The organism is Leucobacter shiyiweii, from assembly GCF_052446065.1.
Taxonomy (GTDB): Bacteria; Actinomycetota; Actinomycetes; order Actinomycetales; family Microbacteriaceae; genus Leucobacter.
In genome coordinates, this window is record NZ_CM127080.1 from 362,841 (window position 1) to 388,365 (window position 25,525).

Consider the following 25,525-nt stretch of genomic DNA (forward strand, 5'->3'; position numbering starts at 1 on the left):
TCCATGGCAGAGGTCATTCTCGAGGTTCGCGGTGCGACCAAACGCTATGGGGGTCTCGTCGCAGTCAACGACGTGAGCTTCGACGTGCAGCGGGGAGAAGTGTTCGGGATTGCCGGCCCCAATGGGGCCGGCAAGACCACCCTCTTTGATGTGGTCACCGGAATGGTGCGAGCCACTGGCGGTGAGATCCACTTCAATGGGCATCCCATTCAGGCCGCGCCGATTCAAGAAATCTGTCATCGGGGAATCACCCGAACGTTTCAGAAGCCCTCAGTATTCGACAGCGAAACCGTCATGGGGAACGTGATCGTCGGCGCCCACTTCGGCACCGGCACTCCGTGGTGGAAAACCTTTCGCCGCGATGCCGAAGTCTGGCAACGTGCAGTGCAGGCTCTTGAATTCGTGGGGATGGCCGATCGGGCTGATGAACCTTCCGGCGACCTCCCGGTGTACGACAAGAAGCGCCTCATGATTGCCTCGGCGCTCGCGAGTGAACCGCAGATGCTGTTTCTCGACGAACCCTTCGGCGGGCTCACGGACGAAGAAATCGATGCGTTGCTGAGCCTCTTGCAACGCATCAACACCGAACAAGGGGTCACCATCGTGCTCATCGAGCACGTCATGCGCGCGCTGATGGCCCTCGCTGACCGAATCCTCATCATGGATCAGGGCAAGACCCTCATTCAAGGAGAGCCTCGCGCGGTGATGAGCGACCCGGAGGTGATCCGCGTCTACCTGGGTACCTCTGCCGACAGCACCGCACAGGCCGCGGGTGCGGATCGACTCAGCGACAAGCCCGCCGAACCTGGAGGCAAGTGATGCTGACGCTCGAGAACGTGGTAGCCGGTTACGGATCCACCACCATTGTGCAAGGAATTTCGCTTGAGGTTTCGAGCGGCAGTTGTGGAGTGCTAGTCGGCCCGAATGGGCACGGCAAGACGACCTTGCTTCGCGCGATCAGTGGGCTGCTCAAGGTCCGCTCCGGCAGTGTGACCTTCGATGGTGCAGACATCACGAAGCTGCGCGCCGAAAAGATTGTCGAGCGCGGACTCATCCATATCCCGCAGGGCGACCTCGTGTTTCCAGACATGACCGTTGCTGAAAACCTGCAGCTTGGAGCCTTCACCCGCACCGCGGCGAAGCGCGCGAAGCGCAGACTCGAGGAGGTGTACGACATCTTTCCCCGACTCTTGGAACGGGAGCATCAGCGCTCTCGTACCCTCTCCGGCGGGGAACGGCGCATGCTCGCGCTCGGTCGCGGCATGATGGGCGACGCGAAACTCATGATGATCGACGAACCCAGCCTGGGCCTCGCGCCGGTGATCATCGATGAGGTCTACCGACAGATTCGCCGGCTCATCGATTCTGGACTCACCGTGCTCTTGGTGGAGGAGAACTTCGGGCGTGCCCAGGAGCTCGCCTCTCAGATGCACCTCATCGAAAACGGTTCGGTCGTCAAGTCGGGTGCCCCGGCGGAGATCCTCGACGACCGCACCGTGCGAGAAACCTACCTGGGGGTAGCGGAATGAACCTGCTGCTGCAGACACTGGTCAGCACGATCGTTCAGGGATCCATGCTGGCGCTCATCACCATCGGCATGAGCCTCGTATACGGCACACTTCGCGTGTTGAACATGGCGCAAGGCGTCATGGTCATGGTGGGGGCAATGGCCGCCTACCTTGCAGTGGACAGTTTGGGTGTTTCGCCCTGGGTGGCGATCATCTTCGCGATACTGGCAACCTTCCTCTTGGGAATGGCCACGTACGGTCTCGGCGTCAGCCGTCTCATCGGGCGGTCTGGAGTCGACTTCGAGATGACCGCGTTCATCTCCACCTTCGCGATCGCTTCGATTGTGCAGAACGTGATTCAGCTCATTTACGGGCCACGGCAGAAGAACTTTCCGGTACTCCTCGAAGGTCGCATCACCCTGATCGAAGGGGTATCGATCACTTGGCATCAGATACTCACCGCGGTCATTGCGATCGGGGCACTTCTGCTCCTGGGGCTCTTCCTCAGTAAATCGAAGTACGGACTCGCCATCGTTGCGGTTGCCCAGAATCTCGATGCCGCCCGGCTCATGGGGATCCCGGCGCGGCGCGCCTACGTGCTGACGATGGGTCTCGCGGCAGCACTTGCCGGTCTGGCTGGCGTGCTGCTCGCCCCGGTGTACTTCGTGTCTCCGACCATGGGTGACCTTCCGCTGCTGCAGGCGCTGATCGTGGCGATCTTCGCCGGGTTGGGAAGCACCAAGGGCACGATCATCGCCGCGTACATCATTGGGTTTGTGCAGACCGTCGTGTCGATCTACTGGAGTTCGACGTACGCATTGCCAGTGCTCTATCTCCTGATCGTCGTGGTGCTCATCGTCAGACCATACGGCATTGCCGGCAAACCGCAGGAGGCGCGGCTATGAACCACAACACCGCACCACAGTCTGCAAGCACTCCCTCGTCGAGGGCGTCCGCAGCATCAACGCCACCGTCGGCGCCACAGTCGGCACCACCGTCGGCGTTGCGCGCATCGGTGCCATGGAACGCGAGAGCACTCGGATGGCCCCAGCCCCGCGCGGCATTCGCCACCGCAGGTATTCTCCTCGCCGTGGTCTTTCCGTTCATCGCGCCCGACCGGAGTTGGCTGTCAGTAGCGACACTCGCCATGGTGTGGATCACGCTCGGCCACAGCTGGAACCTGCTCCTCGGTTACGGCGGTCTGTGGAACTTCGGCCAGCTCGCCTTCTATGCCCTCGGCGCGTATGCGTCGGCACTGTTGACGATATATCTTCCCATCTCGCCTTGGCTCAGTCTGCCCCTCGCCGGGCTCGTGTCCGCAGTTATAGCGCTTCTCCTATCAGTGCCGATTCTGCGTCTTCGCGGCATCTATGTGTCGCTGCTGACCTTTGGTTTCGCCGAAGTCGTGCGCTTGCTCATCATCGCTGATCAGAGCGGTGTCACCGGCGGATCCTACGGCATTTCAGGCTTCGACGGCTTCGGATTTACCGGCCCGAACGCCGGTCGATTTGAGTACTGGGTAGTGTTGGGATTCGCGCTCGCCGCAACCCTTGCCGTGCTGTTCATCGTGCGTTCGCCGCTGGGGAACGGCATGATCGCCATGCGAGACAACCCGGCGCTTGCAGCAGCCCGTGGCATCAGCCAGAAGACCTACCAGATGCTGATCTTCGCAATCTCGGGGTTCATGGCCGGCGTTGCCGGTGGCCTCTACGCCTTCGTATTCAAGGTGGCTTCACCGACCATGATGGGACTCGTGCCGATGACACTGGTGGTGACCATGCTGGTGGTCGGGGGTCTCGGCACCGTCATGGGGCCGATCGTGGGAACGCTCTTGATCTCTTTTGTGCAGTTGCAACTCCAAGACACCCCCGAGATTCGGCTTGCCGCATTGGGCATCGTTCTGCTCGCGGTCATCCTCCTCATGCCTCGCGGCCTCGTGCCATTCATTGGCGGGCTCTGGGGAAGATTCCAAGGATGGATGAACCATGACGACGACGAAGGCGATGAAGCTCCCGCCGAAACGTCGCCGAGATCCGCGAACTAGGAAACGAGAAACCCGCCGTCGACCGGAAGAACGGCACCCGTGATGTAGCTCGCGGCCGCACTGCTGAGGAACAAGCAGGCGGCCGCGACCTCGTTTGCCTCGCCGAGGCGTCGGAGCGGGAGCCGCTGCAGGAGGCCAGCGGTCGCATGCTCGTGCTGGGTGATCGTGGTCATGGGCGTGTTGATGACGCCCGGCGCGACCGCGTTTACCCGGATGCCGCGTGGGCCGAGTTCTGCGGCTAATTGCGTGGTGAGCGAGACGACGGCCCCCTTGCTTGCGGCGTAGGCTGCGCACGGCTCAAACCAATCCCCACGCGCATAGGCGATCGAGGTCAACAAGACGAGCGAACCGCCGGTCATGATGCGGCTCGCCCCGCGAGCGACCAGGAACGAACTGGTGCTGTTGGTGCGCATGCTGTGCTCCCACTCATCGAGCGACATGTCGCCGACCGGGGCCTGCCGGTAAATGCCCGCGCTGTGGATCACCGCATCGGGCGCACCACCCAGCGTCTCCGCGGCGCGCCCGAACACCTCATCAAGTGCTGCGGCATCAGTGACGTCAGCGATCCGCGCGATAAAGCGGCCGGGGCTCGAGCTGGTGCTGGGTGCGGGCTCGGCGAGGGGGGAAGGGGCGTGGCGATCGATGCCGAGCACCGTGCCGCCAGCATCCACTGCCGCCTGTGCGACAGCGCGCCCGATGCCTGACTGTGCTCCGGTAACGATCATGCGTTGGGGGAGTGAAAAAGAGGTGTGAGTCATGATCCACCCAGTCCATCATGTTGACATGGCTGCCGCGTCGGGTGAATGACGGAATTAGGATTCGTGAATACTAGATCTCAGCAGGGCTCTCGACGCTCGACTACCCGCGGAAGGGTGCCGTGACGAGTGGGGTCGAATTGTGAGCGAAAGGAGTGGCAATGGGTGATCAAGTCGTCGACGAGGCGTGGCTGACCGAGCTGGTCAGTGCGTGGCCCGGGGCAGAGGCCGCTGAGAAGCCCGAGTGGGAAACCTTTGTGCTCACGGTCGCGGGCAAGATCTTCGGCATCTTCGGGGTGGGTAGCGGTGAGCTCCTCCTCACGCTCAAGGGTGATCCGCTCGACAACGTGGCCCTGCGGCAGGCATACCCGGAGGTCGTGCCCGGCTATCACGTCAACAAAAAGCACTGGAACTCGGTGCGTCTCGACATCTCGACCCTTTCGCGAGCACACCTCTCAGAGCTCGTCGAGGAATCGTATGCCCTGGTGTTTGCGTCGCTCACGAAGAAGCTGCAGCAGGAGATTCGCGAGGCTCACCGCATCGATCGCCTCACCCGCGAGGGGGAGTGAAGCGGCGCGTCAGCCCCTCTCGTCTTTCTTGCTTTGCTTATTCTCGCTCTTCGTTTCTTCGGCGGAGAGGGAGATCGGGGTCGTCGACGCGATCTCATCCGAGAACTGTTCGGGGTGCACGACTGAGATCGACTGGGTACGGTCGAGAGTGAGCCGCCACATCGAGTCTCCACGGTGGATCCGCCCCGACGTCACCAACCACACCAGGCCGCCGATGCAGCCGATGAGCGCGGCGAGAGCTCCGACGCCGATCGCCCAGCGCGGGCCCATCGTGTCGGCAACCCACCCAATGATCGGCGCACCGATCGGCGTGCCGCCCATCAGGATCGCCATATAGATCGCCATGACGCGCCCGCGCAGGGCCGGGTCGGTTGTGGTTTGCACCACCGCATTCGCCGTGGTGAGCAGTGTCACCACCGCGAACCCGGTCAGCATGAGGCTTGCGGCATACAACCAGTAGTTCGGCATGAAGGCAGACACAATGCTGGCGACCGCGAAGAACCCCGACGCGCCAATCACCACGCTGATGCGCGCACGTTCGCGCCGGGCTGCGAGCAGTGCGCCCGTCAGCGACCCGATCGCGAGGATCGAGGAGAGTAGCCCGAAGCCGTCTGCATCCTTCCCGAACTCCACCGCCATGGTCGAGGCGATGATCGGAAAGTTCATCCCGAACGCGCCCATCAGAAACACGATGCCGAACACGACGAGCAGGTCGCGGCGCTTCGAAACGTAGCGGAAGCCCTCAAGCAGGCTCCGTTTCTGGGCGCTGCGCACGCGGGTGGGGAGCTGATCCACCTGAAGCATCTTGATCATGACCAGCATGATGAGGAACGTTACGGCGTTCACCAGGAACACCCAGCCCGAGCCGATCGCGACGATCGTGAAACCGGCCACCGCCGGTCCGATGAGTCGCGCAACGTTGAAGGCTGCAGAGTTCAGCGCGACCGCGTTCGAGGCGTTCTGTAGGGACACGATGTCGGTCACGATGGTCTGCCGCGCCGGGTTATCGAACGCCATCACCACGCCGAACAGAAGCGCCAGAAGGTACAGGTGCCAGAGCTGTGCTTGACCGCTGAGCAGCAGCAGGCCGAGCAGCACCGCGAGCACCGTGAACGCGGATTGCGTGACGTACAACACGTGACGCCGGTCGAAGCGGTCGGTCACCCACCCGGTGACCGGTACAAGCAGCAGAGGCGGGGCGAACTGCAGGGCCATGGTGATGCCGACGGCGGTGGCGTCGTAATTGGTGACCTCAGTGAGTACGACCCAGTTCAGGGCGGTCGCCTGCATCCAGGTGCCGATGTTCGAGACGAGAGCGCCGATGAACCAGACCCGGTAGTTGAATGATGCGAAGGAGCGGAACATCGCGGTCATAGGCCGGCCAGCTTGTTCAGGGCGGCGGTCGCCTCGGTGAGTGTGCGCTGCTCACCTTCGGTGAGCTCGTGCATTGCGTGGGCGAGCCAGCTCGTGCGCACGCGCTTGATTTCGGTGACGAGGGTGGATCCCGCCTCAGTGATCTGCACCGAGACCTTGCGGCCGTCTGAGCTGTCGGCGACGCGCTGCACGAGGCCCTGCCCTTCGAGGCAGTTCACCGTGCGATTCATGGACGGCGCGGATACACGCTCGCGTGCGGCGAGCTCGCCGAGTGACATGGGGCCTTCGTGGAAGAGAGCTGCGACAACGACGTGCTGGGCATCGCTCAGCTGGTTCGCTCCGCGTTCGGCGCGCAGGCGGCGTGCCAGCCGAAAGACGGCGAGGCGTAGGTCAGCGGCCTCTTGGAAGTGCGCGGCCTTCTGCAAGTGCGCAGCCCCCTGCAAGTGCGCGGCCTCCTCGAAGTGCGCAGCCCCCTCGGGGCGGGTATCGGGGGAAGTCTCGGCTGACATGTTACTTAGTTTAGCTAATTAGTTTTGCTAAGCAAATTGTGTGCCTCTGCCCCGTGCCTCCTACCCTGTGCCCTCTGCCTCTGCCTCTGCCTCTGCCTCTGCCTCTTCCTGCTTCCTACCTGCTGCCCTCGGCCTCTTGCTTGCTACTTACTACTTCTTACTCTCTACTTCCTGCTCTCTGCCTCCTACCCTCGGTCGCCTGGCCTCGGTCTCCTGCTTCCTGCTTCCTACCTGCTGCCCTCTGCCCTCGGCCCTCTGCCTCTTACTTGCTACTTCCTACTCTCTGCCTCCTGCCTTCCGTCTCCTGCCCTCGGTCGCCTGCTTCCTGCCTCCTTCCCTCGGCACGGCGGCCCCGTGCGCCGCCCGCCACCTCTGAGGTCTGGGTCTGCGGTCTGGATCCGAGGTCTGGGTCTGAGACCTGGTTCTCACGCCTGAAGGCTGGGGCCACAGGATCTTTGTGGTGGGTCCGGGGTGGGGAAACGGAGCGGCCCCCGCGATCCACTGGGGGTGAAATCGCGGGGGCCGCTGGTTGTAAAGCTCACTCGGTCTCGCAGGACTCATCCCGCAGCGCGGGGACTTTCCCCAAATAGCGGCTTGAAGGCCTTGTTTCCATCAACTTGGGGAAGGTCGGGAGTCGCCTTCGTCGTGTCTTGCTTTCCAAGTGCGGGGACTTTCCCCAAGTTGAGGTCTGAAGGCCTTGTTTCCATCAACTTGGGGAAGGTCGGGAGTCGCGTTCGTCGTGACTTGTTTCCCAGTGCGGGGGCTTTCCCCATTTTGAGGTTTGGGGGCCTCTTTTTCATCAACTTCGGGAAAGTCGGGAGCGGGTGAGAGGGTGAGAGGGTGAGCGGACTGCCGGCCGACCGGGCTGCAGGGTGGGGTTTGGGTCGGGCGGGCTAGCTTCCGACCGGGCTGCAGGGTGGGGTTTGGGTCGGGCGGGCTAGCTTCCGACCGGGCTGCAGGGTGGGGGTTGGGTCGGGTGGGATAGCTGGCGGGCGGGCGGGATGGCCGCAGGCCGGGCGGGCTAGCTTCCGCCCGCCCGGCCTGCTGCCTGCCTAACCCTTGAAGGTCTCGAAGATCTTCGTGTAGTTCGACATTTCCTCGTTGTTGCACGGCGTGACCGGCTGGGCGAGGTCGTAGCCCTCGGGCACCACGATTGCCGAGCTGTTCTTCAGCTCCTCGCTCATGAGCTCGTCGGTGCCCTCAACGCCCGAGGCGTACGCCTGGAAGTTCACGGCCACGGCCATGTTCTCGGGATCGAGCATCCAGTTCAGGAACGTCTTGGCCTGATCCACATTCTTCGCGCCGACCGGAATCGCGTGGTTGTCCTGCCACAGTGCGATGCCCTCTTCGGGGTAGACGTACTTCAGGGTCGGACGGTCCTGAGCTGCGCGGTGACCTGCGCCGTTCCAGATCATCGCCATCGTCTGCTCGCCGTTGGCGAGACGCTCAAGGATGCCATCGCTGTTGATGGTGCCGACGCGTGGCTTGAAATCCATCAGTAGATCCTGCGCCGCCTGCAGTGCTTCACCGTCAGTGGTGCAGAAGTCACCTCCGACGACCCGCAGTGCTGAATTGACGACCTCGGTCTGGTCGTTCATTGTGCCGACCTTACCGGCCGACTCGGGCGGGTTGAAGTAGTCCTCCCACGAGGTGAGCTCTTCGGTGATGACTGCGGTGTCATACATGAACGAAGTTGTGCCGTACAGGTATGGCGTGGTGTACATGCGACCCTCGTCGAAGTACACATCCATGAAGTCATCCTTGATGTTGTCACCGTTGGGGAGGCTCTGCGAGTCGAACTCGAGCAGCAGGCCGTCGTTCGCGAGGATCTCGACCATGTAATCGCTCGGTACAACGACGTCGTAGCCTGCGCCGTCAGATGCGCGCAGCTTCGCCTCGAGGCTCTCGTTCGAGTCGAAGAAGTCGACGTTGAGGGTGATGCCGGTGTCGTCTTTAAACTTCTTGACCAGTTCGTCGGGGAAGTAGTCGCTCCACGTGTAGAGGTTCACCTCGCCGCTCGTTGCCTCGACGTACTCGGTCGACGCCGTGGTCTCGCCGCCGCCGGAGTCGGAAACTCCGCCACCGCAAGAGGTGAGGGCGAGCGCCCCCACGGCCGATATGGCCAGTGCTGAGGCGATCCGGCGCCCCGTCTTGGTATTACGCATGTTGCTTGCTCCTTCGTTGTGATTGCCAGAAAGTAATGAGGGTGACGACGATCGCGAGCACGAGCAGCATCGTCGCGATGACGTTGACTGCGGGGCTGGCGCCGCGCCGAATGAGGCTGAATAGGAACACCGGAAGCGGTGTAGCCCCAGATGCCGACAGGAAGTTCGAGATGATGAAGTCGTCGAGCGAGATCACGAATGCGAGGATCGCGCCCGAGATGATGCCCGGCACCAGCAGCGGCAGCGTAATGCGCCGGAACATCTGCCACGAGTTGGCCCCGAGGTCTGTGGCGGCCTCGAAATAGGTGGTGCCGAGGCTGCGCAGGCGCGCGCGGATCGGCATCAGCGCAAACGGGATGCAAAACGAGGTGTGCGCGAGCATCAGTGCGGTCATACCGGGCGGCAGGCCGATCATGCGGATGAAGCCAAGGGTCGCGACCGCGAGCACGATTTCAGGGATCACGAGCGGCGCGGTGAGGATCGCGGTGGCGATCGCGCTGCCCTTGGCTCGGAGGCGCTCCACCGAAAGTGCGAAGAGGATCGCGAAGCTCGTCGCCACAATCGTTGCCACCAATGCGATCTGCAGCGAGACCCACACCGAGTTCAACAGGTTCGAGTTCTGCGCGACCTCGCCGAACCAGCGCACGCTGAAACCCTTCCAGATGAGCGCGGAGTCGCCGTCGTTGAAGGCGTAAATCGTGGTGATGAGGATCGGCACGTAGAGGAACACGATGCCGAAGATCGCGATCGGCGCGACGCCGGGGAAGTCGCGCAGTCGCAGCGCGCGCGGAGCCTTGCGGGGCTGAGTCACCGTCATAGTGAGATCTCCACCTTCTTGCCGGATTTTCTGGAGTAAAGGGCGATCCCGATCAGCGCGATCATGAGCATCACCAGGATGATCACCGACAGGGCTGCGCCAAATGGCCAGTTGCGGGAGTCACCGAACTGCGAGGCGATGAGGTTACCGACAAGCAAGACCTTGCCGCCGCCGAGCAGTACCGGTTGCACGTAGGAGCCAAACGCGGGCATAAAAACGAGCAGGATGCCCGAGATGATGCCGGGTGTTGCGAGCGGGAGGATGATGCGGCGCATCACCGTCACCTTGCGCGCCCCTAGATCGTAGGCGGCCTCCGCGAGGCGGAAATCGAACCCCGCGAGCGACGCGTAGATCGGCAGCACCATGAACGGGAGAAACGTGTAGATGAGACCGAGTTGCGAGGCGAGCGGCGTGTACAGCAACTCCATCTTCGGCAGGCCGAGCGCCGCAGCCCCATTGTTCACGATGCCGTTGTCATTCAGGATCAGCATCCACGCGTAAGTGCGCACGAGAAGGTTGGTCCAGAACGGCACCGTGATGAGCATCACCAGGAGGTTCTGGGTCTTCTCCGGGCGCGTCGCGATCCACAGCGCAATGGGGAAGGCGAGCACCAGGCACACAATCGTGGTGACCGAGGCCTGCCAGAGCGAATCTCCGAGCACCGAGAGGTAGCGCGGGTCGAACGCCGTGTTGCCGAGGAAGTCGCTCTGGAACAGGAAGTTTACGTACGGCTCGAGTGTGAACTCGTAGATGATGCCACCGCCCGTCGGCGGGCGCGTCATGAACGAGAAGATGATGATGATGACAAGGGGGCCGACGGTAAAGAGGGCGGCGATGACGAGTGCCGGAATGACTGCGATCCAGGGGAATCGACCCGGCACCTTCTCCGGCTTCTTCTTTTTCGTCGCAAGCGGCACCATGTTCACGCCGGTACGGTCGTCCCGCACGGTGGGGGAGTCGGGGCCGAGTTCGGTGCCAAGACCGGTGCTCATCGGGTGCCCTGCGGTTCGATGCGTGCCGTGGCGCGGCCGGGGGCGCCGTGGCCTGCCGCGGTCTCGGGCGTGAGGGGGCGAAGCGACACGGGGTCGGCGTAGAGCGACACCTCCGCGTCGGGCTGCACCTCTGCCGGGAACGGCGGCGGCACTCGCACCGCGAGCTCCGTGCCGTCTGCCAGGGTCACGTTGCAGCGCAGGTCGGTGCCCATGTAGACGAGCTTCGAGATACGACCCGACGCAAACCGCACGCCCGTCGGGATGAGGCTCACCCGTTCGGGGCGAATGGTGAGCGTCACCTCGCCGGTCGGGGTATCGACGACCTTCGGCAGGGTGACCGGGTCACCGCCGGGGAGCGTCACCACGAGGCGCTCATCCGCCCCGGAAGTTTTGCCGCTGCTAACAGCGCCACCTGCGCCGCCGCCTGCGTCACCACGGCTCACCCGCTGCGCCACTGTTGTCACGAAGTTTGTCTCGCCGATGAAGTCGGCCACGAAGCGGCTCGCTGGCTTCTCGTAGATCTCTTCCGGCGTGCCGATCTGCTCGGGGCGGCCCTGGTTGAAGACCGCGATGCGGTCACCCATGCTCAGCGCCTCCTCCTGGTCGTGCGTGACGAACACGAAGGTGATGCCGGTGGTGCGCTGCAGGCGCTTCAGTTCGGACTGCATGCCACGCCGCAGCTTCAGGTCGAGCGCGGCGAGCGGCTCGTCGAGCAGCAACACCTGCGGCTGCTTAGCGAGTGCCCGGGCGAGCGCCACGCGCTGCTGCTGGCCGCCCGAGAGCTGCGTCGGCTTACGGTTTGCCATGTCGGAAAGCTGCACGAGTTCGAGCATCTCGGTGACGCGGGCGTCGACCTCCGGCTTCTTGCGGCCCTCCATTTCGAGGCCGAACGCGATATTCTGCGCGATCGTCAGGTGCGGGAAGAGCGCGTATGACTGGAACACCGTGTTCACTGGCCGTTCGTGCGGGGCCAGTTGATCTATCCGAGTGCTGCCGAGGTGGATCTCACCGCCATCGAGCGAATCGAGCCCGGCGATCGAGCGCAGCAGGGTGGTCTTGCCGCAACCTGAGGGCCCGAGCATGACGAAAAACTCGCCCTGCTTAATGGTGAATGACACGTCGTCGATTGCGTTGACGTGTGTCTTCTCGGGAGTGATAAATGTCTTGCGCGCGCCCGAGATGGTGAGCTCGCGCGACGGGGAATCTGCGGGATCAATACGGTCGTGCCCGCTGATGGTCGGGATGGGCGTGGTCATAAATCGCCTGCTTCCTGAATGCCCGAGCCCGCGTCGGTGCGAGCCTGTGTCGTTGCGACTCGCGTGGATGCGAGCCTGTGAAAGTCGGGGGCCGCTTCGGCGCGGACCCTTGTGAACGATAAACCTAATGGGGTTAGATAAGGAGCGCAAGGGTTGTGATGCGACCGTTCCCGCTTGGTTACCAATTTGAAATGTTTACGCAACAACCATGAGCAACGCTGCGATGGGAGGTGAGTGATGGGTGAGACGGCGAAGCTAGGCGCCGCGAAGGCGAACCTGAATGCCGAGAAGGCGAACCCGAATAGCGCGAAGTCGACGCCCGGTGCCGCGAAGGCGAAGCCCGCCGCAACGGTTTCGAAGCAGCCTTCCGAGACGCCCCGGCGAGCGGGGAGGCCCTCGCGACCTGCCCTGACTGAATCAGTCATCGCGCGGGAAGCCCTCGCGATTATCGACGAGCTGGGCTGGGCAGCCTGCACCATGAAGCTGATTGCCCACCGCCTCGGTGTGCGCTCGCCCTCCCTCTACCACCACGTCGACGGGCAGAAAGGTCTCGTCGACCTCGTGCGCGCACTCGTAGTGCGCGAGATCCACACCCCGGGTCTCGATCGGCAGCCCTGGGACGAAGCGATCCACACCTTCGGTCTCGCCTACTATCGCGCCTTCGCCCGCCACCCCAACACCATTCAGGTGCTGTCGACAACGCCGGTGCGAGACGCTGGCACGCTCGCGATGTACGAACTCTTCCTGCGCACCTTGACGGAGCAGGGCTTTGAGCCGGTGCGCGCCTTCGAGGCGCTACTGGGCCTTGAGCACCTCGCCCTCGGTTTCGCCTACGAGTGGAACGCTGAAGACCTCATGCTCGACCCCGACGTGGTCGCGGCGCAGGGCGCGCCCATTCTCGCGGCGATCACGCGCGGGCGTACCGACCAGCGACGCGTCGCTGAAACGACCTTCATGAACCTCTTGAATCGCTATATCGAAATGTTCCGCCACGAACTCGACGACCTGAAAGGCGCCCCCGCATGAGCACATCAACCCCGACGCACGCCACCCCGGCTGACCACGCCGCTGCCGACCTGGTGATCCACAATGCCCGCATTTGGAGCGACGGGGCCATGCTGCCGCACACCGCGCTCGCCGCAGCAGACGGGCGCATTGTGGCGCTCGGTGGCGACGAAATTGTGGATCGCTTCTCGGCCAGCCGGGTCATCGACGCACGCGGCGGACTCGTCACCCCGAGCTTCGTCGACGCGCACGTGCACACCACCATCGGTGGCATCGAATCGCTGCGCTGTGACCTGACTGCGTGCGCGAACGCCGAGGAGGTCTACGCCGAGATCGGGCGATACGCCGCGGCGAACCCAGAACTGCCCTGGATCGTGGGTGGAGGGTGGCGGATGCCGCAGTTCCCGGGGGGCACGCCCCTGCGCGAAGACCTCGATCGGGTGGTGCCTGACCGCCCCGTTTATCTGATCAATGCCGATCATCACGGGGCGTGGGCGAACACTCGGGCGCTCGAGCTCGCCGGCGTCACCGCCGAGACCCCCGACCCGGCCGACGGGCGCATCGAGCGTGATGCCACGGGCGCGCCCTCAGGCACGCTGCAGGAGGGGGCCGCCGAACTCGTCGCAGCGGTGATTCCCGTGACCACCGATGCTGAGATGCGGGCGGGGCTGCTCGCCGGAGAGCAAGTGATGTTCCGGTACGGGATCACCGGATGGCAAGAGGCCATCCTCGGCAGCTACGCCGGCTACACCGATTTCACGCCCATCTATCGTTCACTCATCGACGCAGGCGAGCTGCGCGGTCGGGCTAGCGGTGCGTTGTGGGTGTCGCGCGACTTCGACGGACTCTCGATTGAAGACTTCGTGGCAGATCTCGAGCGTCGACGCGCGCAGTACGAGCGCGAGGGGCTCACGCTCGACACCGCGAAAATCATGGTCGACGGGGTGCCCGAAAACGAGACAGCCGCGATGGAAGAGCCCTACATCGCCGAATGCTCCTGCACCGGTGGATCAGGCCTCGCCTACTTTAGCCGCGAGCAACTGCTCGGGCTCGTGCCGCTGCTCAACGCCCGCGGCTTCACCGCGCACTTTCACGCCATCGGCGATCGCGCGGTGCGGTACGCACTCGATGCGGTGGCCGCGGTGCCCGAGGCGGATCGCGCCCGCGTCCGCAACCACATTGCGCACCTGCAGATCATCAATCCGGTGGATCTGCCCCGGTTTGCCGAACTCGGCGTGACCGCCAACCTGCAGGCCGTGTGGGCGTGCCTCGACCCGCAGATGCTCACCCTCACGATGCCGCTCATGGGCGAGGAGCGGGCCGGCTGGCAGTACCAGTTCGCCTCTCTCGAGCGCGCCGGGGCGGCGCTTGCCTGCGGATCTGACTGGCCGGTCTCGAGCCCCGATCCGTGGCAGGCGATGCACGTCGCCGTCACCCGTCGCGAGCCTGGGGTGACGGAGTTTGATCCGCTGCTGCCGAATGAGGCGCTGTCGCTGTCGTCGATTCTGACGGCATACACCCGCGGCTCCCACCAGCTGCTCGGCATGCCGGGCGGGTCGATCGAGGTGGGCAAGGTGTGCGATGTCGCGGTGGCGGATCGCGACCCGTTCGCGGCAGACGCCTCCGAGATCCACCTCACCCGCAACCTCGTCACCGTGGTCGCCGGGGAGGTGGTGTTCGAAGCGGAGTGAGTCGGGCGTGAGGCGGGAGCGGCTTCCTTCGCGCGCCGCTGCCGTATCTCCCGCTCCCGCTGCTCCCGCTCCCGCTGCCGCCCGCCCGCGCGAGTCCGTGGGCAGTAGATGCTCGAAAGCACGGGCTTTCCGACATCTCCTGCCCACGGACTCGCGCGAGAGGGAAGCCCGAGTGTCTGCGTGATGTGCGAGAGGCTCTGCAGTGCGTGGTTTAGGCGGTGAGGAGTGCCGGGAGGAGCGCAAGGAGCGCCCCGCCGGCCGCGCCCACGAGCACCACGACCCACGGGGGAGTGCGCCACGACACCAGCAGTACGAAGCAGACGAGGGCGAGGGCGAAGGTGGCGGGATCCACTATCGCGGTGACGAAGACCGGATCGTAGAGGGCCGCCGCAAGGATGCCAACCACGGCCGCGTTCGCGCCGCGCATGATCGCCTGGGCGGAGCGCTTCGTGCGGAAGGTATTCCAAAACGGAAGCACCCCGACGAGTAGCAGCAGCCCCGGCAGGAACACCGCGACCAGTGCTACCGCGGCTGTCACGAGGCCTGCGGGGCCGGGCTCGGCGAGCGCACCGAGGTACGCGGCAAACGCAAACAGTGGACCCGGCACGGCCTGCGCCGCGCCGTACCCTGCGAGGAAGACGTCGGGGGAGACCCAGCCGCCGTGCACACCCACACCCGCGCTCAAGCTCCCAGAGAATGCGTTGCCTGTTGCGGCGCCGGCCGCGCCGGGGTCACCCGCACCGCCCGAGCTCCCCATCACCACCTCGGCCTGAAGAAGAGGGAGCACGACGTGCCCACCGCCGAACACGAGCGCGCCAGCGCGATAGAAGGAGTCGGCCACGTGAATCGCGGTACCGCCTGGCGTGCTACCGGAAGTATTGATTGCAGTGCTAGCCGCAGGATTGCCTGCGGCAGTGACGGTGCTGTTACTTGGTGCGGTGCCGACAGTCGCCGCCGCGACAGGGAGGGCCACGAGCAGCGCGGCGAAGAGGCTGAGAGCGGTGATGCCGACGCGACGCGAGACCGGAATGCGCATTGTGGAAGCCACGGGGGTGCTCGCCGGAGAATCCCGACACAGGAAGTACCCGGCGATGCCACCGACCGTGATCGCGCCGACCTGTCCAACCGGGCCCGCGACAAACAACACACCGATCGCGGCGACGACCGCGACCCCGGCGCGGCGAGCGTCAGGCGTCAGCGTTCGAGCCATGCCCCACACCGCCTGCGCAACGATCGCGACCGCGACGACCTTCAGCCCAGCGAGCATCCCCGCGCCGACCGCGTTGTCGAAGAGCGTGGCCCCGTACGCGAACGCGACGAGGAGGATCGCCGACGGCAGGGTGAACGCGATCCACGCGGCAAGCGCGCCGAGCGGACCCGCGCGAAGCAGGCCCAGCGCGAACCCCACCTGGCTTGACGCGGGCCCGGGCAGAAACTGTCCGAGCGCGACGAGATCCGCGTATTCGCTCTCTCGCAGCCACTTGCGGCGGGTCACGAGTTCGTCGCGGAAGAACCCCAGGTGAGCGATCGGGCCGCCGAAGGAGGTAAGCCCGAGCTTCGTGAACGCGCGAAATACCTCGCCCGCGCTGCCGCTCGGCGCCGAGCCCGCGGCCGTCGCCGATTGATTCATCGGTGGATCCTCACGCACACCACGCACGGTAGCAGGTGCAGGTAACGCGTTGGGGTTTACGCGAGCGGGATCGGCTGCGTCGTTGGCGGGGGCTCGCCCGTGGCGCGCCGCGAGCGGGTGAGCCCGACCGTTCCGCCCACCACGAGAATGAGCACGGCCGTCCAGATCGCGCCGTAAGTGAACCACTCGCCCGGCGCGATCCGTTCGCCAATCAGCACCGCCGCGACGACGAGCAGCGCCGGCTCAAGATAGCTCAACAGACCGAAGACGCTCATTGAGAGGTAGCGCGAGGCGAGCAAATAGAGCAGCAGCGCGAAGGCCGCGAAGAGAGAGATGCTGGGTGCAGCCCACCAGAGCGCGGGGTTCGCGTCGAGGAGGGATCCACTGGAAAAGTTGAGCCACACCACGGCGACCGCGAGCGGAAACATCACCGCCATCTCCCAGAACATGCCCCCGAGGTGCCCGGTGCCCAGCGCACGGCGCAGCACGAAATACACGGGGTATCCAAGGGCCACGACGAGCGTCTCCCACGAGATCCCGCCGACCCGCACGATCTCGAACACGACGCCGACCGCGGCGACAGCCGCGGCGATCCACTGCCACCAGACCATGCGGTCGCCGTAGAGAAACCGGCCGACCAGCACCAGCACCAGAGGGAGCAAGAAGTAGCCGAGGGCGACCTGCATCGCGCGGCCGTTCAGGGGCGCCCAGCTGAAGATCCAGAGCTGAAGGGCGAGGAGCATGCCTGACGCGATGATGCCGAGAGCGAGCAGTGGCGTGCGCCTGATGCGGCGCGCCACCTCCGAAGCGAGGCCCCATCGGTGCAGCGCTAGGAGCACTGCCGCGATGAAAGGCAGCGATACCACCGTGCGAACGGCCCACACTGCCTCGCCAGGCATTGGGGCGAGAAGTGGGGTGAGGAAATAGATCAGGCCGAATGCGACCGACGACCCTACTGAGACAAGCACGCCGCGGCCGTGGGAGTTCGTGGCGGAGGTCATGATGTCCTTGGTTTCGGGTCGTGGGACAGCGGGGTCGTTATGTCTCGGGGTTGAGGAATCGTTGTGTCTAAGGACTCGGGGTATCGGGGTGTCGGGATATCGGGGTGTGGGCTTGCTGGGCTGGGGAGCGCGGGCAGGGTGTTCGCGGACGGGGAGAGGCTAGCGATCGCGCGGCATTGAGAACTGGAGAGTGAACGCAGAAGACCCCGGCCCGACAACGGGGACCGGGGTCTTCGGTAACCGCACTAAAGCTCGATCGCCCCAATAATCTCGCCATACTCGGTCTCGCCGATGGGCTTGAAGCCGATGCGCAGAAAGAACTCTTCCGGGCCCTCTTCGCCGCGTTCCCAGAGCACCGTAAGGCGCTCGACCCCGCGGCGGCGGGCTTCCTCGATCAGGGCTTCGACCGCGAACCGACCCACGCCCTGCCCCTGCGCCTCGGCATCAACGTTGATGCGCCAGAGCGCCGCCTTGAATTCTTCCTGCAGCGCGTCGGGGTCAAAGTTGCCGTGAATGAACCCAACCACCCGGTCGTCGTCGAGCACGACCCGCTGCCAAGCGGTGTGCATGGGGGTCACGGCTGCGGCCGCCGCATACGACACGGGGCTCACAAACTGCTCTTGCCCCGGCTTCAGCCCGAGGCTATTGACGTGCACAATCGTGGAAGCGGACAGTTCTTCGAGTCTGAGGTGGCTCATGCTTTCAGGCTAGCGTGCATCGCTGCGAGCGCAAGTGTCGACGCACCATTGTGGATCGAGGTATCTCGACATCGAGATACCTCTGAAACTCGGGTAGACTGCTCTGGGCCCATCACGGCCCATTCCGGGGGCTGGCCCGTCGAGTTCGCCTGAGCGCCATCTCGACTGAGCTCACCACGCTCGCCGCCCCGCCCACCAGACTCCAGCGCACAGATTACGGAGAAGCGATGTCGAAGATCAAGGTAGAAGGCACCGTCGTCGAGCTCGACGGCGATGAGATGACACGAATTATTTGGCAGTTCATTAAGGACCGCCTGATCCACCCCTACCTCGATCTCACGCTCGAGTACTACGACCTCGGTATTCAGCACCGCGACGACACTGACGACCAGGTCACCATCGATGCGGCGCACGCCATTCAGAAGCACGGCGTCGGCGTGAAGTGCGCGACCATCACCCCCGACGAGGCCCGCGTCGAGGAGTTCGGCCTGAAGAAGATGTGGCGGAGCCCGAACGGCACGATCCGCAACATTCTCGGTGGCGTGATCTTCCGTGAGCCGATCATCATCTCGAACATCCCCCGCCTCGTGCCCGGCTGGAACAAGCCCATCATCATCGGCCGTCACGCCTTCGGCGACCAGTACCGCGCTACCGACTTCCGCTTCCACGGCGAGGGCACCCTCACCGTCGAGTTCACACCGAAGGATGGCGGTGAGCCGCAAAAGTTTGAGGTCTACCAGTCGCCCGGTGACGGTGTGGCGCAGGTGCAGTACAACCTTGACGACTCGATTCGCGACTTTGCGCAGGCTTCGCTGAACTACGGCCTGTCGCGTAATTACCCCGTCTACCTGTCGACGAAGAACACCATCCTGAAGGCCTACGACGGCCGTTTCAAAGACATCTTCCAGGAGGTCTACGACGCCGAGTTCAAGGAGAAGTTCGAGGCAGCTGGGCTGACCTACGAGCACCGTCTTATCGACGACATGGTCGCCTCGGCCATGAAGTGGGAGGGCGGCTACGTCTGGGCCTGTAAGAACTACGACGGCGATGTGCAGTCTGACACCGTTGCGCAGGGCTTCGGGTCGCTCGGGCTCATGACCTCGGTGCTGGCCACGCCAGACGGAAAGGTTGTGGAGGCCGAGGCCGCACACGGTACCGTGACCCGTCACTACCGTCAGCACCAGCAGGGCAAGCCCACCTCGACCAACCCGATCGCGTCGATCTTCGCTTGGACTCGTGGGCTCGCGCACCGCGGCAAGCTTGACGGCAACCAGGAACTCATCGACTTCGCGCTGACCCTGGAAGATGTGGTCATCAAGACTGTTGAGTCGGGTGCGATGACGAAGGATCTCGCGCTGCTGGTCGGCCCCGAACAGGGTTACCAGACCACCGAGGTTTTCCTCGAAACCATCGACAAGAACTTGCAGGCACGACTGGCTTAGAGCGAAAGCAACGCTTTCGCTGCCAGGCGTGGTGACGCTACTGCGTCAGCTGGCTTAGAGCGAAAGCAACGCTTTCGCTGCCAGGCGTGGTGACGCTACTGCGTCAGCTGGCTGAGAGCGAAAGCAACGCTTTCGCTGCCAGGCGTGGTGACGCTACTGCGTCAGCTGGCTGAGAGCGAAAGCGGATCGTGGATCGCCAGGGGGGCGGGCGCTTCAGCGCCTGCCTCCTTCGCTGTCTTGCCTGCCTGCCTGATGCGCTGCCTGCCTGCTGCGCTGTTTGCCCGCTTGAGTGGGCACTAGATGCTCTATTGATTGGTTTTTCCGACATCTACTGTCCACATTCTTGCGTAAGATGCAGGTGCGGGCCTCGACCGGGATCCACCGTGCAAGGGAGACGGCGACGATGATGCACCAACAACTCGGCGCCGATGCCTCGCGTATTTCGCGCGCGCACTTCGACCTCTCGGGGGAGACCCTGGCTGAGCTGGGGCGAGCACGCGGCCTAGCTCTGCGTGACACAATCACCGCGACCTACGAGGGATACGCGGCGATCTTCCGCGCGGTCGGTGTCAGCGAAGAGGCCGAGCGTGAGGCCGCTGTCGCCTCGTTCGCCGCTGTGACGGCTTGGCACCCAGAAATAGCCGAGGAACTCCGCGCTGTCGCCGATGCCTCTGGCCTTTCCCTGAACCGGCTCATGGCGCTTAACGCGCGCACCGAGATCCTCGCTTTGGGCACCGCGCCTGCGCATGAGTGCTCGACGGTGTCGATCCGCCTCGGCGGTGCGATGCACAGCGTGCAGACCTGGGATTGGCACATTGACCTCGCCGAGTTCTGGCACACACAGACCGTCGCGGGAATGGGTTACCGTTTCTCCGGCATCACCGAGCAGGGAATTCTCGCCAAGATTGGGCTCAACGAGGCCGGACTTGCCGTCAACTTCAACATATTGGGGCACGCCGCAGATGGGCCGGGAGGCGTGCCGGTGCACCTCCTCGCATACGCGATACTGTGCGAGTGCGCAAGTGTTGACGAAGCAATCGCTCTCGTGCGCGCTACCCCGGTAAGCGCTTCGACCTCTCTCACACTCACCGACGCGGGCGGCGCTGTCTCGCTCGAGGTCACCCCAGTGGGCGTATTCGAGGTGCCGCTGCGAGAGGGTTACCTGATCCGCACGAACCACTTTCAGCATCCGACGCCGCTCAGCGAGCAGAAGGCCTCTTACGAGCCAGACTCAACCGAGCGCTTTACCCTGCTCGAGCAGCGGATCGATGCGGGCCGCCCTGCAGATCTCACCGCGTTGGTGTCGCTGCTCGAGAGCGGCGAGGGGGATCCACCACTGAGCTGCGTGGCCGACCCCGCGATGCCGCTCGGTGACCGGTGGGCGACCCTCGCGACCATAGTGATGAGTCCGGCCGAGCGTCGCATTCGCGTGCTCGATGGGATGCCAACCGATGCAGCGACGGGTGCCTGGCGGGAGTTCAGGGTCTAAGTTCTGCGGCACAAACCCGGCATCTGCCCGTCGCTAGTTCGCGAGCAACTCCCGCACGCGCGGGATCACCTCGTTGCCGTAGCGCTCGATACTCGACATCAGCAGCGAGTGTGGCATTGTGCCGTTCGCGTACTTCAGATCGAAGCGGTCGGCGCCCAGGGTGCGGACGGTCGAAGCGATCTTCTGGGCGACGGTTTCGGGGGATCCGACGTACAGTGATCCACTGTCTGCTTCGTGCTCGAACTCGGCGAGCGCGGCCGGCGGCCACCCGCGCTCGCGCCCCAGCCGATTGCGGAACGCCTCGTAGTGCGTCCACAGCTCATCGCGCGCCTCGGCATCGGTCGCGCCCACGTGACCCGGCGAGTGCACGCCGACGGGCATCTGTTCGCGTCCGAGCTCGCGTTGCGCGTTGCGGTACAGCTCGACGAACGGCAGGAACCGTTCCGGCTCGCCGCCGATGATCGCAAGCATCATCGGGATCCCCACCTTCACCGAGCGCATCACCGAATGCGGGCTGCCGCCAACGCCGATCCACGCGCGCACGCCGCCCTCTTGCTCGGTCTTCGGGAACACCTCTTGATTCACGAGCGCCGGCCGGTGCGTGCCCGACCATGTCACCGGGCCCTCCTCGCGCAGCTTCGCGAACAGCTCAAGCTTGTCGTTAAAGAGCCCCTCGTAGTCGTTCAGGTTCAGCCCGAACAGCGGGAATGACTCGGTGAACGAGCCGCGACCCAACACCACCTCGGCCCGGCCATTGCTCACCGCATCGAGCGTCGCAAAGCGCTCGTACACCCGCACTGGATCGTCGCTCGAGAGCACTGTGACGCCGGTGCCGAGCAGTATGCGTTCGGTGCGGCCGGCTATGGTTGCGAGCACGATTTCGGGCGAGCTGATCGCGAAGTCGTCGCGGTGATGTTCGCCAAGCGTTAGCGCATCAATGCCAAGCTGATCGGCCAACACCGCCTGCTCGACCACATCGCGCAGGACCTGCGCGTGATGCACGGGTTTCCCGGCTTCGTTGACCGTCACGTCCCCGAAGGTGTCGAGTCCGAGGATGAGCTGGGCGGGATCCACTGCGGGAGAAGCATTCAGATTCATATAATCTTCAACTAAGCACGTGCTCGCAGTATTCCCGCTGATCTTTACCAATGTTTAGCAGTGGATCGCGCTGCTCGCTCGGCGTGGTGCGCCTGCCTCACATCAATGTGACACAAAGTGCGCTCAACCTTGCTTGGGGGCGACATTACGTGTCACATGGCCCAAGTCATGCGCGCATAACTCAGGCCGCAGTGAGGCGACTCGGTGCGAGGTAGCCGACTACCGCTGCCACGATGCCAAACACGAGCGCAACCACCCAGTGCACGCCCAGCGCGAGCATGGCTCCGACACCCGAGGCGAGGAAGAGTAGCTCGATGAGGCCCTGCCCGAATCGATCGGTGTGCAATACCGGTTTCGGCGACAGGAACAGCGCCCAAATGAGGATCACGAGGATCGTGAAACCAATGCCGGTCAGGAGTCCGGGCCACGGCCACGCCCAATCGACGAATGCCCAGATGGCCACAATGACCACGGTGATGAGGTGGCAGGCCGAGCGCACGAGCTGCAGAATCAGCGAAGAACGCGAGGGGCTGGAGGGTGTGGCGGGGGTCTCAGAAGTCACCCCAGGAGTCTACCCGGGGCGGGCTTCGGGCTCGCCCTGACCAATGTCGGTCGTGCTCGATAGACTGGATCCAACGCACAGTGAGGAGGCCGCACGTGAACGACATTGTTACGTGGTTCGAGCGGCTGATCGATGGCTCGCTCGTAGCTGGCGGCATCTTCCTGATCATTGGGATCGCCGGCGCGATTCTGCTGCTGATTTCCGTATTGCTCGACGGTGTCTTTGATATGTTCGACTTCGGCGACGGCCCGCTCAGCCTCACGACGATCGCCGCGTTTACCGCGATCTTTGGGTTTACGGCGTTTGCCACGGTCGGCGCCGGTGCTTCCACCCCGGTAGGCGCGGTCGTAGGCGCGGTCGCCGGCGTGCTGGGCGGTGCGATTGCCTGGTGGCTGAGCCGAGCGATCCGGAGGGCTGAATCGACCACCTCGGTTACTGCCGACGAACTCGTAGGCGCCGAGGCAAGCGTCGTGCTCGGTATTCCCGCGGGCGGGCTCGGCGAGGTCGCCCTCGTGCGCCACGGCGAGCGCATCTCGCTCTCCGCCACCGCAGACGCTCCGATCGCGCGCGGCACACGCGTGCGCGTCGCGCAGACGCTGACGGCCACCTCGGTGCGCGTAGAGCCGCTGGACCAGGCCGCGCCAGCCGCCGGCGCCGAAGACCGGGGCGGCGATCCACCCCCGGCCACACAGACCGACACCTAACCGCCACCGAAACATCGGAGACGACATGCTTTTCGCTACCCCAGCCATTGTTGGAGTGTTTGGCGCGATTATCGCGCTGGTGCTCGTTGCGCTGGTCATTATCAAGCGTTACCGGATCGCCAAGCCCGACGAGGCCATTATCGTCACCGGCGGGAAGGGGAAGGAGATTCGCGGAACCGACGGCAGCGTCAACCGCGACCTCTCCGGCCAAAAGGTGGTCACCGGCGGCGGCGTATTCGTGCTGCCGTTCGTACAGAAGTCGTTCACCATTTCGCTGCGGTCGCGCCGCCTCACCATCACCACCGAGGCGCAGACCACTGACGGCATCACCATCCAGGCGCAGGCCGTGGCAGTCGTGAAGGTCGGTGGCACTCAAGAGATGATCCGCGCCGCGGCCCAACGCTTCCTTTCAAACTCTGACGAGATCGATGAGTCAACGCAGGAGGTGCTCTCGGGTTCGCTCCGTTCGATCATCGGTGGGCTCACCGTGCTGCAGATCATTCGGGATCGCGCGGTCGTCGCCCAGAGCGTGCTCGAGGCGGCGGAGGAAGCACTCACCAAGCAGGGCCTGGTGGTGGATACGCTGCAGATTCAGGAGATCCGCGACGGTGCCGACTACATCACGAACCTTGGCCGGCCCGAGGCCGCCAAGGTGCGCCAGCAGGCTGACATCGCGGAGACCAATTCATACCAGGCGTCGCAGGAGGCGAAGATCGCTGCGGAACGAGTGCTGCTCGACCGCAACCGTGAGCTGAAGTTGCGCCAGGCCGAGATCCAGGTCGAGACGGATAAGGCCAACGCCCAGGCGGGTGCCGCCGAGCCGCTCGAGCAAGCGATCCAGCAGCAGGCCATCGTGCAGCAGCAAGAGATCACCGCGCAGCGTGAGGTCGCGCTGAAGAAGGAACGACTGAACGCGGAGGTGCGCGCGGTTGCCGAAGCCGAGGCCTTCCGTGTTGAGGCGCTCGCGAAAGCACAGGCCGCTGCGACTGTTGCAACGGCCGAGGCCGACGCCCGCACCATCGAGACCCGCGGTCTTGCTGAGGCGCGCGCCACCGAGGCGAAGGGCCTTGCTGAGGCGCAGGCGATCGACGCCCGAGCCCGGGCGCTCGAGACTCAGTCGCAGGCGGTTCTGGCGCAGGAGCTGATCCACCTGCTGCCCTCGATCGCCCACGAGTACGCGCAGGCAATCAGCGCGATCGACACCATGACAGTTGTCTCCGCCGATGGCACCGCTAAGGTGGCCGGCGAAGCAATGGGCAATCTCAAGGGATTGCTCGACATGGCGCGCGACACCGTAGGCATTGACCTCGTGGGGGTGCTCAACGGCGCGGTCACCGGGGGTGCGGCGGGCGCCGCAGCCGGTCACGCGTCCGCGCGTGCGGAGCGTGCCGAAGATGCGGGCGAGGCGCAGCGTCAGGCGGCGAATGCCGCGCGCGCCGAGATTGCCGACCTCTCCGAACGCGCTGGGCAGGCCGCCCGCACGCGGCTTGACGCCACTGTGAATGATGTCAATGGCCGGGGAGCCTCAACTGGAAGCGAGCCAGGCCCGGCAGAATAGGGTCATGTCCACACCGCGTCCCACAGAACCGCCCATCCAGGCGGAATCTGTGGTGCTGCGGCTGCGTCGGCACGGACGCGCGCTCACCCTGCCGGTGCTCGTGCTCACGGCGCTCGCCGGAGCCTCCGGGTTCTGGGTAGGGACGCTTCCCGAAACATGGATGAACCTGGCCGCGCTCGGTGGAGCAGTGGCGATTGCGCTCCTGCTCGGGGTCGGGCCTGTGCTCGGCTGGCTCTCGCGGCGCACACTCGTGACCAATCGGCGCGTCATCACCCGGCGGGGCGTGTTCGTGCAGCACCGCAGCGAGGTGCCGCTCAACCGTGTTCGCGAGGTCCGATCGAAGCGCACCGTGATGCAGCGTGTATTCGGCTCCGGCGACATCGAGTTGCTTGGAGGAGCCGGTGGTATTGACGGGTCGACCGTGCTGCGTGACGTTCCCGGTTTTGTCCTGGTAACTGATGCACTGCAGGAACTCATCGAGCTCAACTTCGCCCACGATACCCGCGGTCAGGCGGCTTTTTCGGGGCAGGGAGGGCCGGTCCGAGTGCCCGGATCGCCGGCGACGCAGGCACCGTATGGGCATGGCGATACCGTTTCGATCCCGCGTTAGCTACTTCGAGCTTGCCCCCGGCTATGCGCAACCGGCTTGGCCTCGCAC

General features: G+C 64.5%; 24 protein-coding genes. 12 read left to right on the forward strand and 12 right to left on the reverse strand.

The features are described from left to right. The first annotated feature begins 3 nt into the window (after nucleotides 1–3). Genes ACTNFJ_RS01750 through ACTNFJ_RS01765 form a run of 4 tightly spaced genes read left to right on the forward strand, consistent with a single transcriptional unit; the run spans nucleotide 4 to nucleotide 3,552 of the window. Nucleotides 4–819 (forward strand): ABC transporter ATP-binding protein, encoded by an 816-nt coding sequence (locus ACTNFJ_RS01750; protein WP_444711784.1) that lies wholly within the window; start codon nucleotides 4–6, stop codon nucleotides 817–819. Further along, nucleotides 819–1,529 carry an ABC transporter ATP-binding protein gene (locus tag ACTNFJ_RS01755; RefSeq protein ID WP_435907022.1) on the forward strand — a complete coding sequence of 237 codons (711 nt, stop codon included), beginning with the start codon at nucleotides 819–821 and terminating at the stop codon, nucleotides 1,527–1,529. The genes ACTNFJ_RS01750 and ACTNFJ_RS01755 overlap by 1 nt, the downstream gene beginning before the upstream one ends. After that, the gene (locus ACTNFJ_RS01760; protein WP_435907021.1) at nucleotides 1,526–2,413 is read left to right on the forward strand and encodes a branched-chain amino acid ABC transporter permease; all 888 of its coding nucleotides are present in this window, start codon (nucleotides 1,526–1,528) and stop codon (nucleotides 2,411–2,413) included. The genes ACTNFJ_RS01755 and ACTNFJ_RS01760 overlap by 4 nt, the downstream gene beginning before the upstream one ends. Then, on the forward strand, nucleotides 2,410–3,552 hold the full coding sequence (locus tag ACTNFJ_RS01765; protein ID WP_435907020.1) for a branched-chain amino acid ABC transporter permease: 1,143 nt from the start codon (nucleotides 2,410–2,412) through the stop codon (nucleotides 3,550–3,552). Before ACTNFJ_RS01760 ends, ACTNFJ_RS01765 begins: the two co-directional genes overlap by 4 nt. Here the strand turns inward: ACTNFJ_RS01765 and ACTNFJ_RS01770 are convergent. Continuing rightward, the gene (locus tag ACTNFJ_RS01770) at nucleotides 3,549–4,310 is read right to left on the reverse strand and encodes an SDR family NAD(P)-dependent oxidoreductase (RefSeq protein WP_435907019.1); all 762 of its coding nucleotides are present in this window, start codon (nucleotides 4,308–4,310) and stop codon (nucleotides 3,549–3,551) included. The genes ACTNFJ_RS01765 and ACTNFJ_RS01770 overlap by 4 nt on opposite strands. A 158-nt stretch (nucleotides 4,311–4,468) precedes the next feature. On the opposite strand from ACTNFJ_RS01770, the gene ACTNFJ_RS01775 reads away from it, so the two are divergent. Next, nucleotides 4,469–4,876, forward strand: coding sequence for an MmcQ/YjbR family DNA-binding protein (locus ACTNFJ_RS01775; RefSeq protein WP_435907018.1), 408 nt, complete (start codon nucleotides 4,469–4,471; stop codon nucleotides 4,874–4,876). A 9-nt stretch (nucleotides 4,877–4,885) separates the two neighbouring features. On the opposite strand, the gene ACTNFJ_RS01780 is transcribed toward ACTNFJ_RS01775, so the two are convergent. The 6 genes from ACTNFJ_RS01780 to ACTNFJ_RS01805 all read right to left on the reverse strand — a co-directional run bounded on the left by ACTNFJ_RS01780 (nucleotide 4,886) and on the right by ACTNFJ_RS01805 (nucleotide 11,989). After that, complete coding sequence (locus ACTNFJ_RS01780) at nucleotides 4,886–6,250, reverse strand: MFS transporter (RefSeq protein WP_435907017.1); 1,365 nt, start codon at nucleotides 6,248–6,250, stop codon at nucleotides 4,886–4,888. After that, nucleotides 6,247–6,759: a MarR family winged helix-turn-helix transcriptional regulator gene (locus ACTNFJ_RS01785; RefSeq protein WP_435907016.1), complete on the reverse strand. Its 513-nt coding sequence runs from the start codon at nucleotides 6,757–6,759 to the stop codon at nucleotides 6,247–6,249. The genes ACTNFJ_RS01780 and ACTNFJ_RS01785 overlap by 4 nt, the downstream gene beginning before the upstream one ends. Nucleotides 6,760–7,811: 1,052 nt before the next feature. After that, the gene (locus ACTNFJ_RS01790; RefSeq protein ID WP_435907015.1) at nucleotides 7,812–8,924 is read right to left on the reverse strand and encodes an extracellular solute-binding protein; all 1,113 of its coding nucleotides are present in this window, start codon (nucleotides 8,922–8,924) and stop codon (nucleotides 7,812–7,814) included. Further along, complete coding sequence (locus ACTNFJ_RS01795) at nucleotides 8,917–9,741, reverse strand: ABC transporter permease (RefSeq protein ID WP_435907014.1); 825 nt, start codon at nucleotides 9,739–9,741, stop codon at nucleotides 8,917–8,919. The genes ACTNFJ_RS01790 and ACTNFJ_RS01795 overlap by 8 nt, the downstream gene beginning before the upstream one ends. Next, complete coding sequence (locus ACTNFJ_RS01800) at nucleotides 9,738–10,733, reverse strand: ABC transporter permease (RefSeq protein WP_435907013.1); 996 nt, start codon at nucleotides 10,731–10,733, stop codon at nucleotides 9,738–9,740. Before ACTNFJ_RS01800 ends, ACTNFJ_RS01795 begins: the two co-directional genes overlap by 4 nt. Next, nucleotides 10,730–11,989: an ABC transporter ATP-binding protein gene (locus tag ACTNFJ_RS01805; protein WP_435907012.1), complete on the reverse strand. Its 1,260-nt coding sequence runs from the start codon at nucleotides 11,987–11,989 to the stop codon at nucleotides 10,730–10,732. The genes ACTNFJ_RS01800 and ACTNFJ_RS01805 overlap by 4 nt, the downstream gene beginning before the upstream one ends. A 237-nt stretch (nucleotides 11,990–12,226) precedes the next feature. Here ACTNFJ_RS01805 and ACTNFJ_RS01810 point away from each other — a divergent pair, with 237 nt between their 5' ends. Both ACTNFJ_RS01810 and ACTNFJ_RS01815 read left to right on the forward strand, forming a co-directional pair. Beyond that, nucleotides 12,227–13,015: a TetR/AcrR family transcriptional regulator C-terminal domain-containing protein gene (locus ACTNFJ_RS01810; RefSeq protein WP_435907011.1), complete on the forward strand. Its 789-nt coding sequence runs from the start codon at nucleotides 12,227–12,229 to the stop codon at nucleotides 13,013–13,015. Further along, nucleotides 13,012–14,685, forward strand: a complete 1,674-nt coding sequence (locus ACTNFJ_RS01815; protein ID WP_435907010.1) for an amidohydrolase — start codon at nucleotides 13,012–13,014, stop codon at nucleotides 14,683–14,685. Before ACTNFJ_RS01810 ends, ACTNFJ_RS01815 begins: the two co-directional genes overlap by 4 nt. Before the next feature lie 211 nt (nucleotides 14,686–14,896). On the opposite strand, the gene chrA is transcribed toward ACTNFJ_RS01815, so the two are convergent. The 3 genes from chrA to ACTNFJ_RS01830 form a co-directional block, all read right to left on the reverse strand. Further along, on the reverse strand, nucleotides 14,897–16,315 hold the full coding sequence (chrA, locus tag ACTNFJ_RS01820; protein ID WP_435907255.1) for a chromate efflux transporter: 1,419 nt from the start codon (nucleotides 16,313–16,315) through the stop codon (nucleotides 14,897–14,899). Nucleotides 16,316–16,371: 56 nt separating this feature from the next. Continuing rightward, entirely contained in the window at nucleotides 16,372–17,316 is a 945-nt protein-coding gene (rarD, locus tag ACTNFJ_RS01825) for an EamA family transporter RarD (RefSeq protein WP_435907256.1), read from the reverse strand. A gap of 245 nt (nucleotides 17,317–17,561) precedes the next feature. After that, entirely contained in the window at nucleotides 17,562–18,014 is a 453-nt protein-coding gene (locus ACTNFJ_RS01830) for a GNAT family N-acetyltransferase (protein WP_435907257.1), read from the reverse strand. 227 nt (nucleotides 18,015–18,241) lie between these two features. On the opposite strand from ACTNFJ_RS01830, the gene ACTNFJ_RS01835 reads away from it, so the two are divergent. After that, nucleotides 18,242–19,456: an NADP-dependent isocitrate dehydrogenase gene (locus ACTNFJ_RS01835; protein WP_435907258.1), complete on the forward strand. Its 1,215-nt coding sequence runs from the start codon at nucleotides 18,242–18,244 to the stop codon at nucleotides 19,454–19,456. Between the two features lie 403 nt (nucleotides 19,457–19,859). Then, the gene (locus tag ACTNFJ_RS01840; RefSeq protein WP_435907259.1) at nucleotides 19,860–20,945 is read left to right on the forward strand and encodes a C45 family autoproteolytic acyltransferase/hydrolase; all 1,086 of its coding nucleotides are present in this window, start codon (nucleotides 19,860–19,862) and stop codon (nucleotides 20,943–20,945) included. A 33-nt stretch (nucleotides 20,946–20,978) separates the two neighbouring features. On the opposite strand, the gene ACTNFJ_RS01845 is transcribed toward ACTNFJ_RS01840, so the two are convergent. After that, nucleotides 20,979–22,043, reverse strand: a complete 1,065-nt coding sequence (locus tag ACTNFJ_RS01845; RefSeq protein ID WP_435907260.1) for an LLM class flavin-dependent oxidoreductase — start codon at nucleotides 22,041–22,043, stop codon at nucleotides 20,979–20,981. A gap of 181 nt (nucleotides 22,044–22,224) precedes the next feature. Then, on the reverse strand, nucleotides 22,225–22,605 hold the full coding sequence (locus tag ACTNFJ_RS01850; RefSeq protein WP_435907261.1) for a YrdB family protein: 381 nt from the start codon (nucleotides 22,603–22,605) through the stop codon (nucleotides 22,225–22,227). A gap of 95 nt (nucleotides 22,606–22,700) precedes the next feature. Between ACTNFJ_RS01850 and ACTNFJ_RS01855 the strand changes: the two genes are divergently transcribed. From ACTNFJ_RS01855 to ACTNFJ_RS01865, 3 genes are read left to right on the forward strand one after another with little or no spacing between them, the layout of a single operon-like run. Then, the gene (locus ACTNFJ_RS01855; RefSeq protein ID WP_435907262.1) at nucleotides 22,701–23,309 is read left to right on the forward strand and encodes an NfeD C-terminal domain-containing protein; all 609 of its coding nucleotides are present in this window, start codon (nucleotides 22,701–22,703) and stop codon (nucleotides 23,307–23,309) included. 25 nt (nucleotides 23,310–23,334) lie between these two features. Continuing rightward, the gene (locus ACTNFJ_RS01860; protein ID WP_435907263.1) at nucleotides 23,335–24,867 is read left to right on the forward strand and encodes a flotillin family protein; all 1,533 of its coding nucleotides are present in this window, start codon (nucleotides 23,335–23,337) and stop codon (nucleotides 24,865–24,867) included. 4 nt (nucleotides 24,868–24,871) lie between these two features. Further along, nucleotides 24,872–25,477, forward strand: coding sequence for a PH domain-containing protein (locus ACTNFJ_RS01865; RefSeq protein WP_435907264.1), 606 nt, complete (start codon nucleotides 24,872–24,874; stop codon nucleotides 25,475–25,477). The last annotated feature ends 48 nt before the right edge of the window (nucleotides 25,478–25,525 follow it).

What these genes read in the sequence shown, in the direction of transcription:
- chrA (WP_435907255.1), bottom strand. Translation starts at nt 16,315, where the DNA reads ATGAATCAATCGGCGACGGCCGCGGGCTCGGCGCCGAGCGGCAGCGCG.
- ACTNFJ_RS01765 (WP_435907020.1), top strand. Translation starts at nt 2,410, where the DNA reads ATGAACCACAACACCGCACCACAGTCTGCAAGCACTCCCTCGTCGAGG.
- ACTNFJ_RS01775 (WP_435907018.1), top strand. Translation starts at nt 4,469, where the DNA reads ATGGGTGATCAAGTCGTCGACGAGGCGTGGCTGACCGAGCTGGTCAGT.
- ACTNFJ_RS01790 (WP_435907015.1), bottom strand. Translation starts at nt 8,924, where the DNA reads ATGCGTAATACCAAGACGGGGCGCCGGATCGCCTCAGCACTGGCCATA.
- ACTNFJ_RS01835 (WP_435907258.1), top strand. Translation starts at nt 18,242, where the DNA reads ATGTCGAAGATCAAGGTAGAAGGCACCGTCGTCGAGCTCGACGGCGAT.
- rarD (WP_435907256.1), bottom strand. Translation starts at nt 17,316, where the DNA reads ATGACCTCCGCCACGAACTCCCACGGCCGCGGCGTGCTTGTCTCAGTA.
- ACTNFJ_RS01750 (WP_444711784.1), top strand. Translation starts at nt 4, where the DNA reads ATGGCAGAGGTCATTCTCGAGGTTCGCGGTGCGACCAAACGCTATGGG.
- ACTNFJ_RS01810 (WP_435907011.1), top strand. Translation starts at nt 12,227, where the DNA reads ATGGGTGAGACGGCGAAGCTAGGCGCCGCGAAGGCGAACCTGAATGCC.
- ACTNFJ_RS01785 (WP_435907016.1), bottom strand. Translation starts at nt 6,759, where the DNA reads ATGTCAGCCGAGACTTCCCCCGATACCCGCCCCGAGGGGGCTGCGCAC.
- ACTNFJ_RS01780 (WP_435907017.1), bottom strand. Translation starts at nt 6,250, where the DNA reads ATGACCGCGATGTTCCGCTCCTTCGCATCATTCAACTACCGGGTCTGG.
- ACTNFJ_RS01770 (WP_435907019.1), bottom strand. Translation starts at nt 4,310, where the DNA reads ATGACTCACACCTCTTTTTCACTCCCCCAACGCATGATCGTTACCGGA.
- ACTNFJ_RS01815 (WP_435907010.1), top strand. Translation starts at nt 13,012, where the DNA reads ATGAGCACATCAACCCCGACGCACGCCACCCCGGCTGACCACGCCGCT.
- ACTNFJ_RS01800 (WP_435907013.1), bottom strand. Translation starts at nt 10,733, where the DNA reads ATGAGCACCGGTCTTGGCACCGAACTCGGCCCCGACTCCCCCACCGTG.
- ACTNFJ_RS01805 (WP_435907012.1), bottom strand. Translation starts at nt 11,989, where the DNA reads ATGACCACGCCCATCCCGACCATCAGCGGGCACGACCGTATTGATCCC.
- ACTNFJ_RS01845 (WP_435907260.1), bottom strand. Translation starts at nt 22,043, where the DNA reads ATGAATCTGAATGCTTCTCCCGCAGTGGATCCCGCCCAGCTCATCCTC.
- ACTNFJ_RS01830 (WP_435907257.1), bottom strand. Translation starts at nt 18,014, where the DNA reads ATGAGCCACCTCAGACTCGAAGAACTGTCCGCTTCCACGATTGTGCAC.
- ACTNFJ_RS01860 (WP_435907263.1), top strand. Translation starts at nt 23,335, where the DNA reads ATGCTTTTCGCTACCCCAGCCATTGTTGGAGTGTTTGGCGCGATTATC.
- ACTNFJ_RS01795 (WP_435907014.1), bottom strand. Translation starts at nt 9,741, where the DNA reads ATGACGGTGACTCAGCCCCGCAAGGCTCCGCGCGCGCTGCGACTGCGC.
- ACTNFJ_RS01760 (WP_435907021.1), top strand. Translation starts at nt 1,526, where the DNA reads ATGAACCTGCTGCTGCAGACACTGGTCAGCACGATCGTTCAGGGATCC.
- ACTNFJ_RS01840 (WP_435907259.1), top strand. Translation starts at nt 19,860, where the DNA reads ATGATGCACCAACAACTCGGCGCCGATGCCTCGCGTATTTCGCGCGCG.
- ACTNFJ_RS01865 (WP_435907264.1), top strand. Translation starts at nt 24,872, where the DNA reads ATGTCCACACCGCGTCCCACAGAACCGCCCATCCAGGCGGAATCTGTG.
- ACTNFJ_RS01755 (WP_435907022.1), top strand. Translation starts at nt 819, where the DNA reads ATGCTGACGCTCGAGAACGTGGTAGCCGGTTACGGATCCACCACCATT.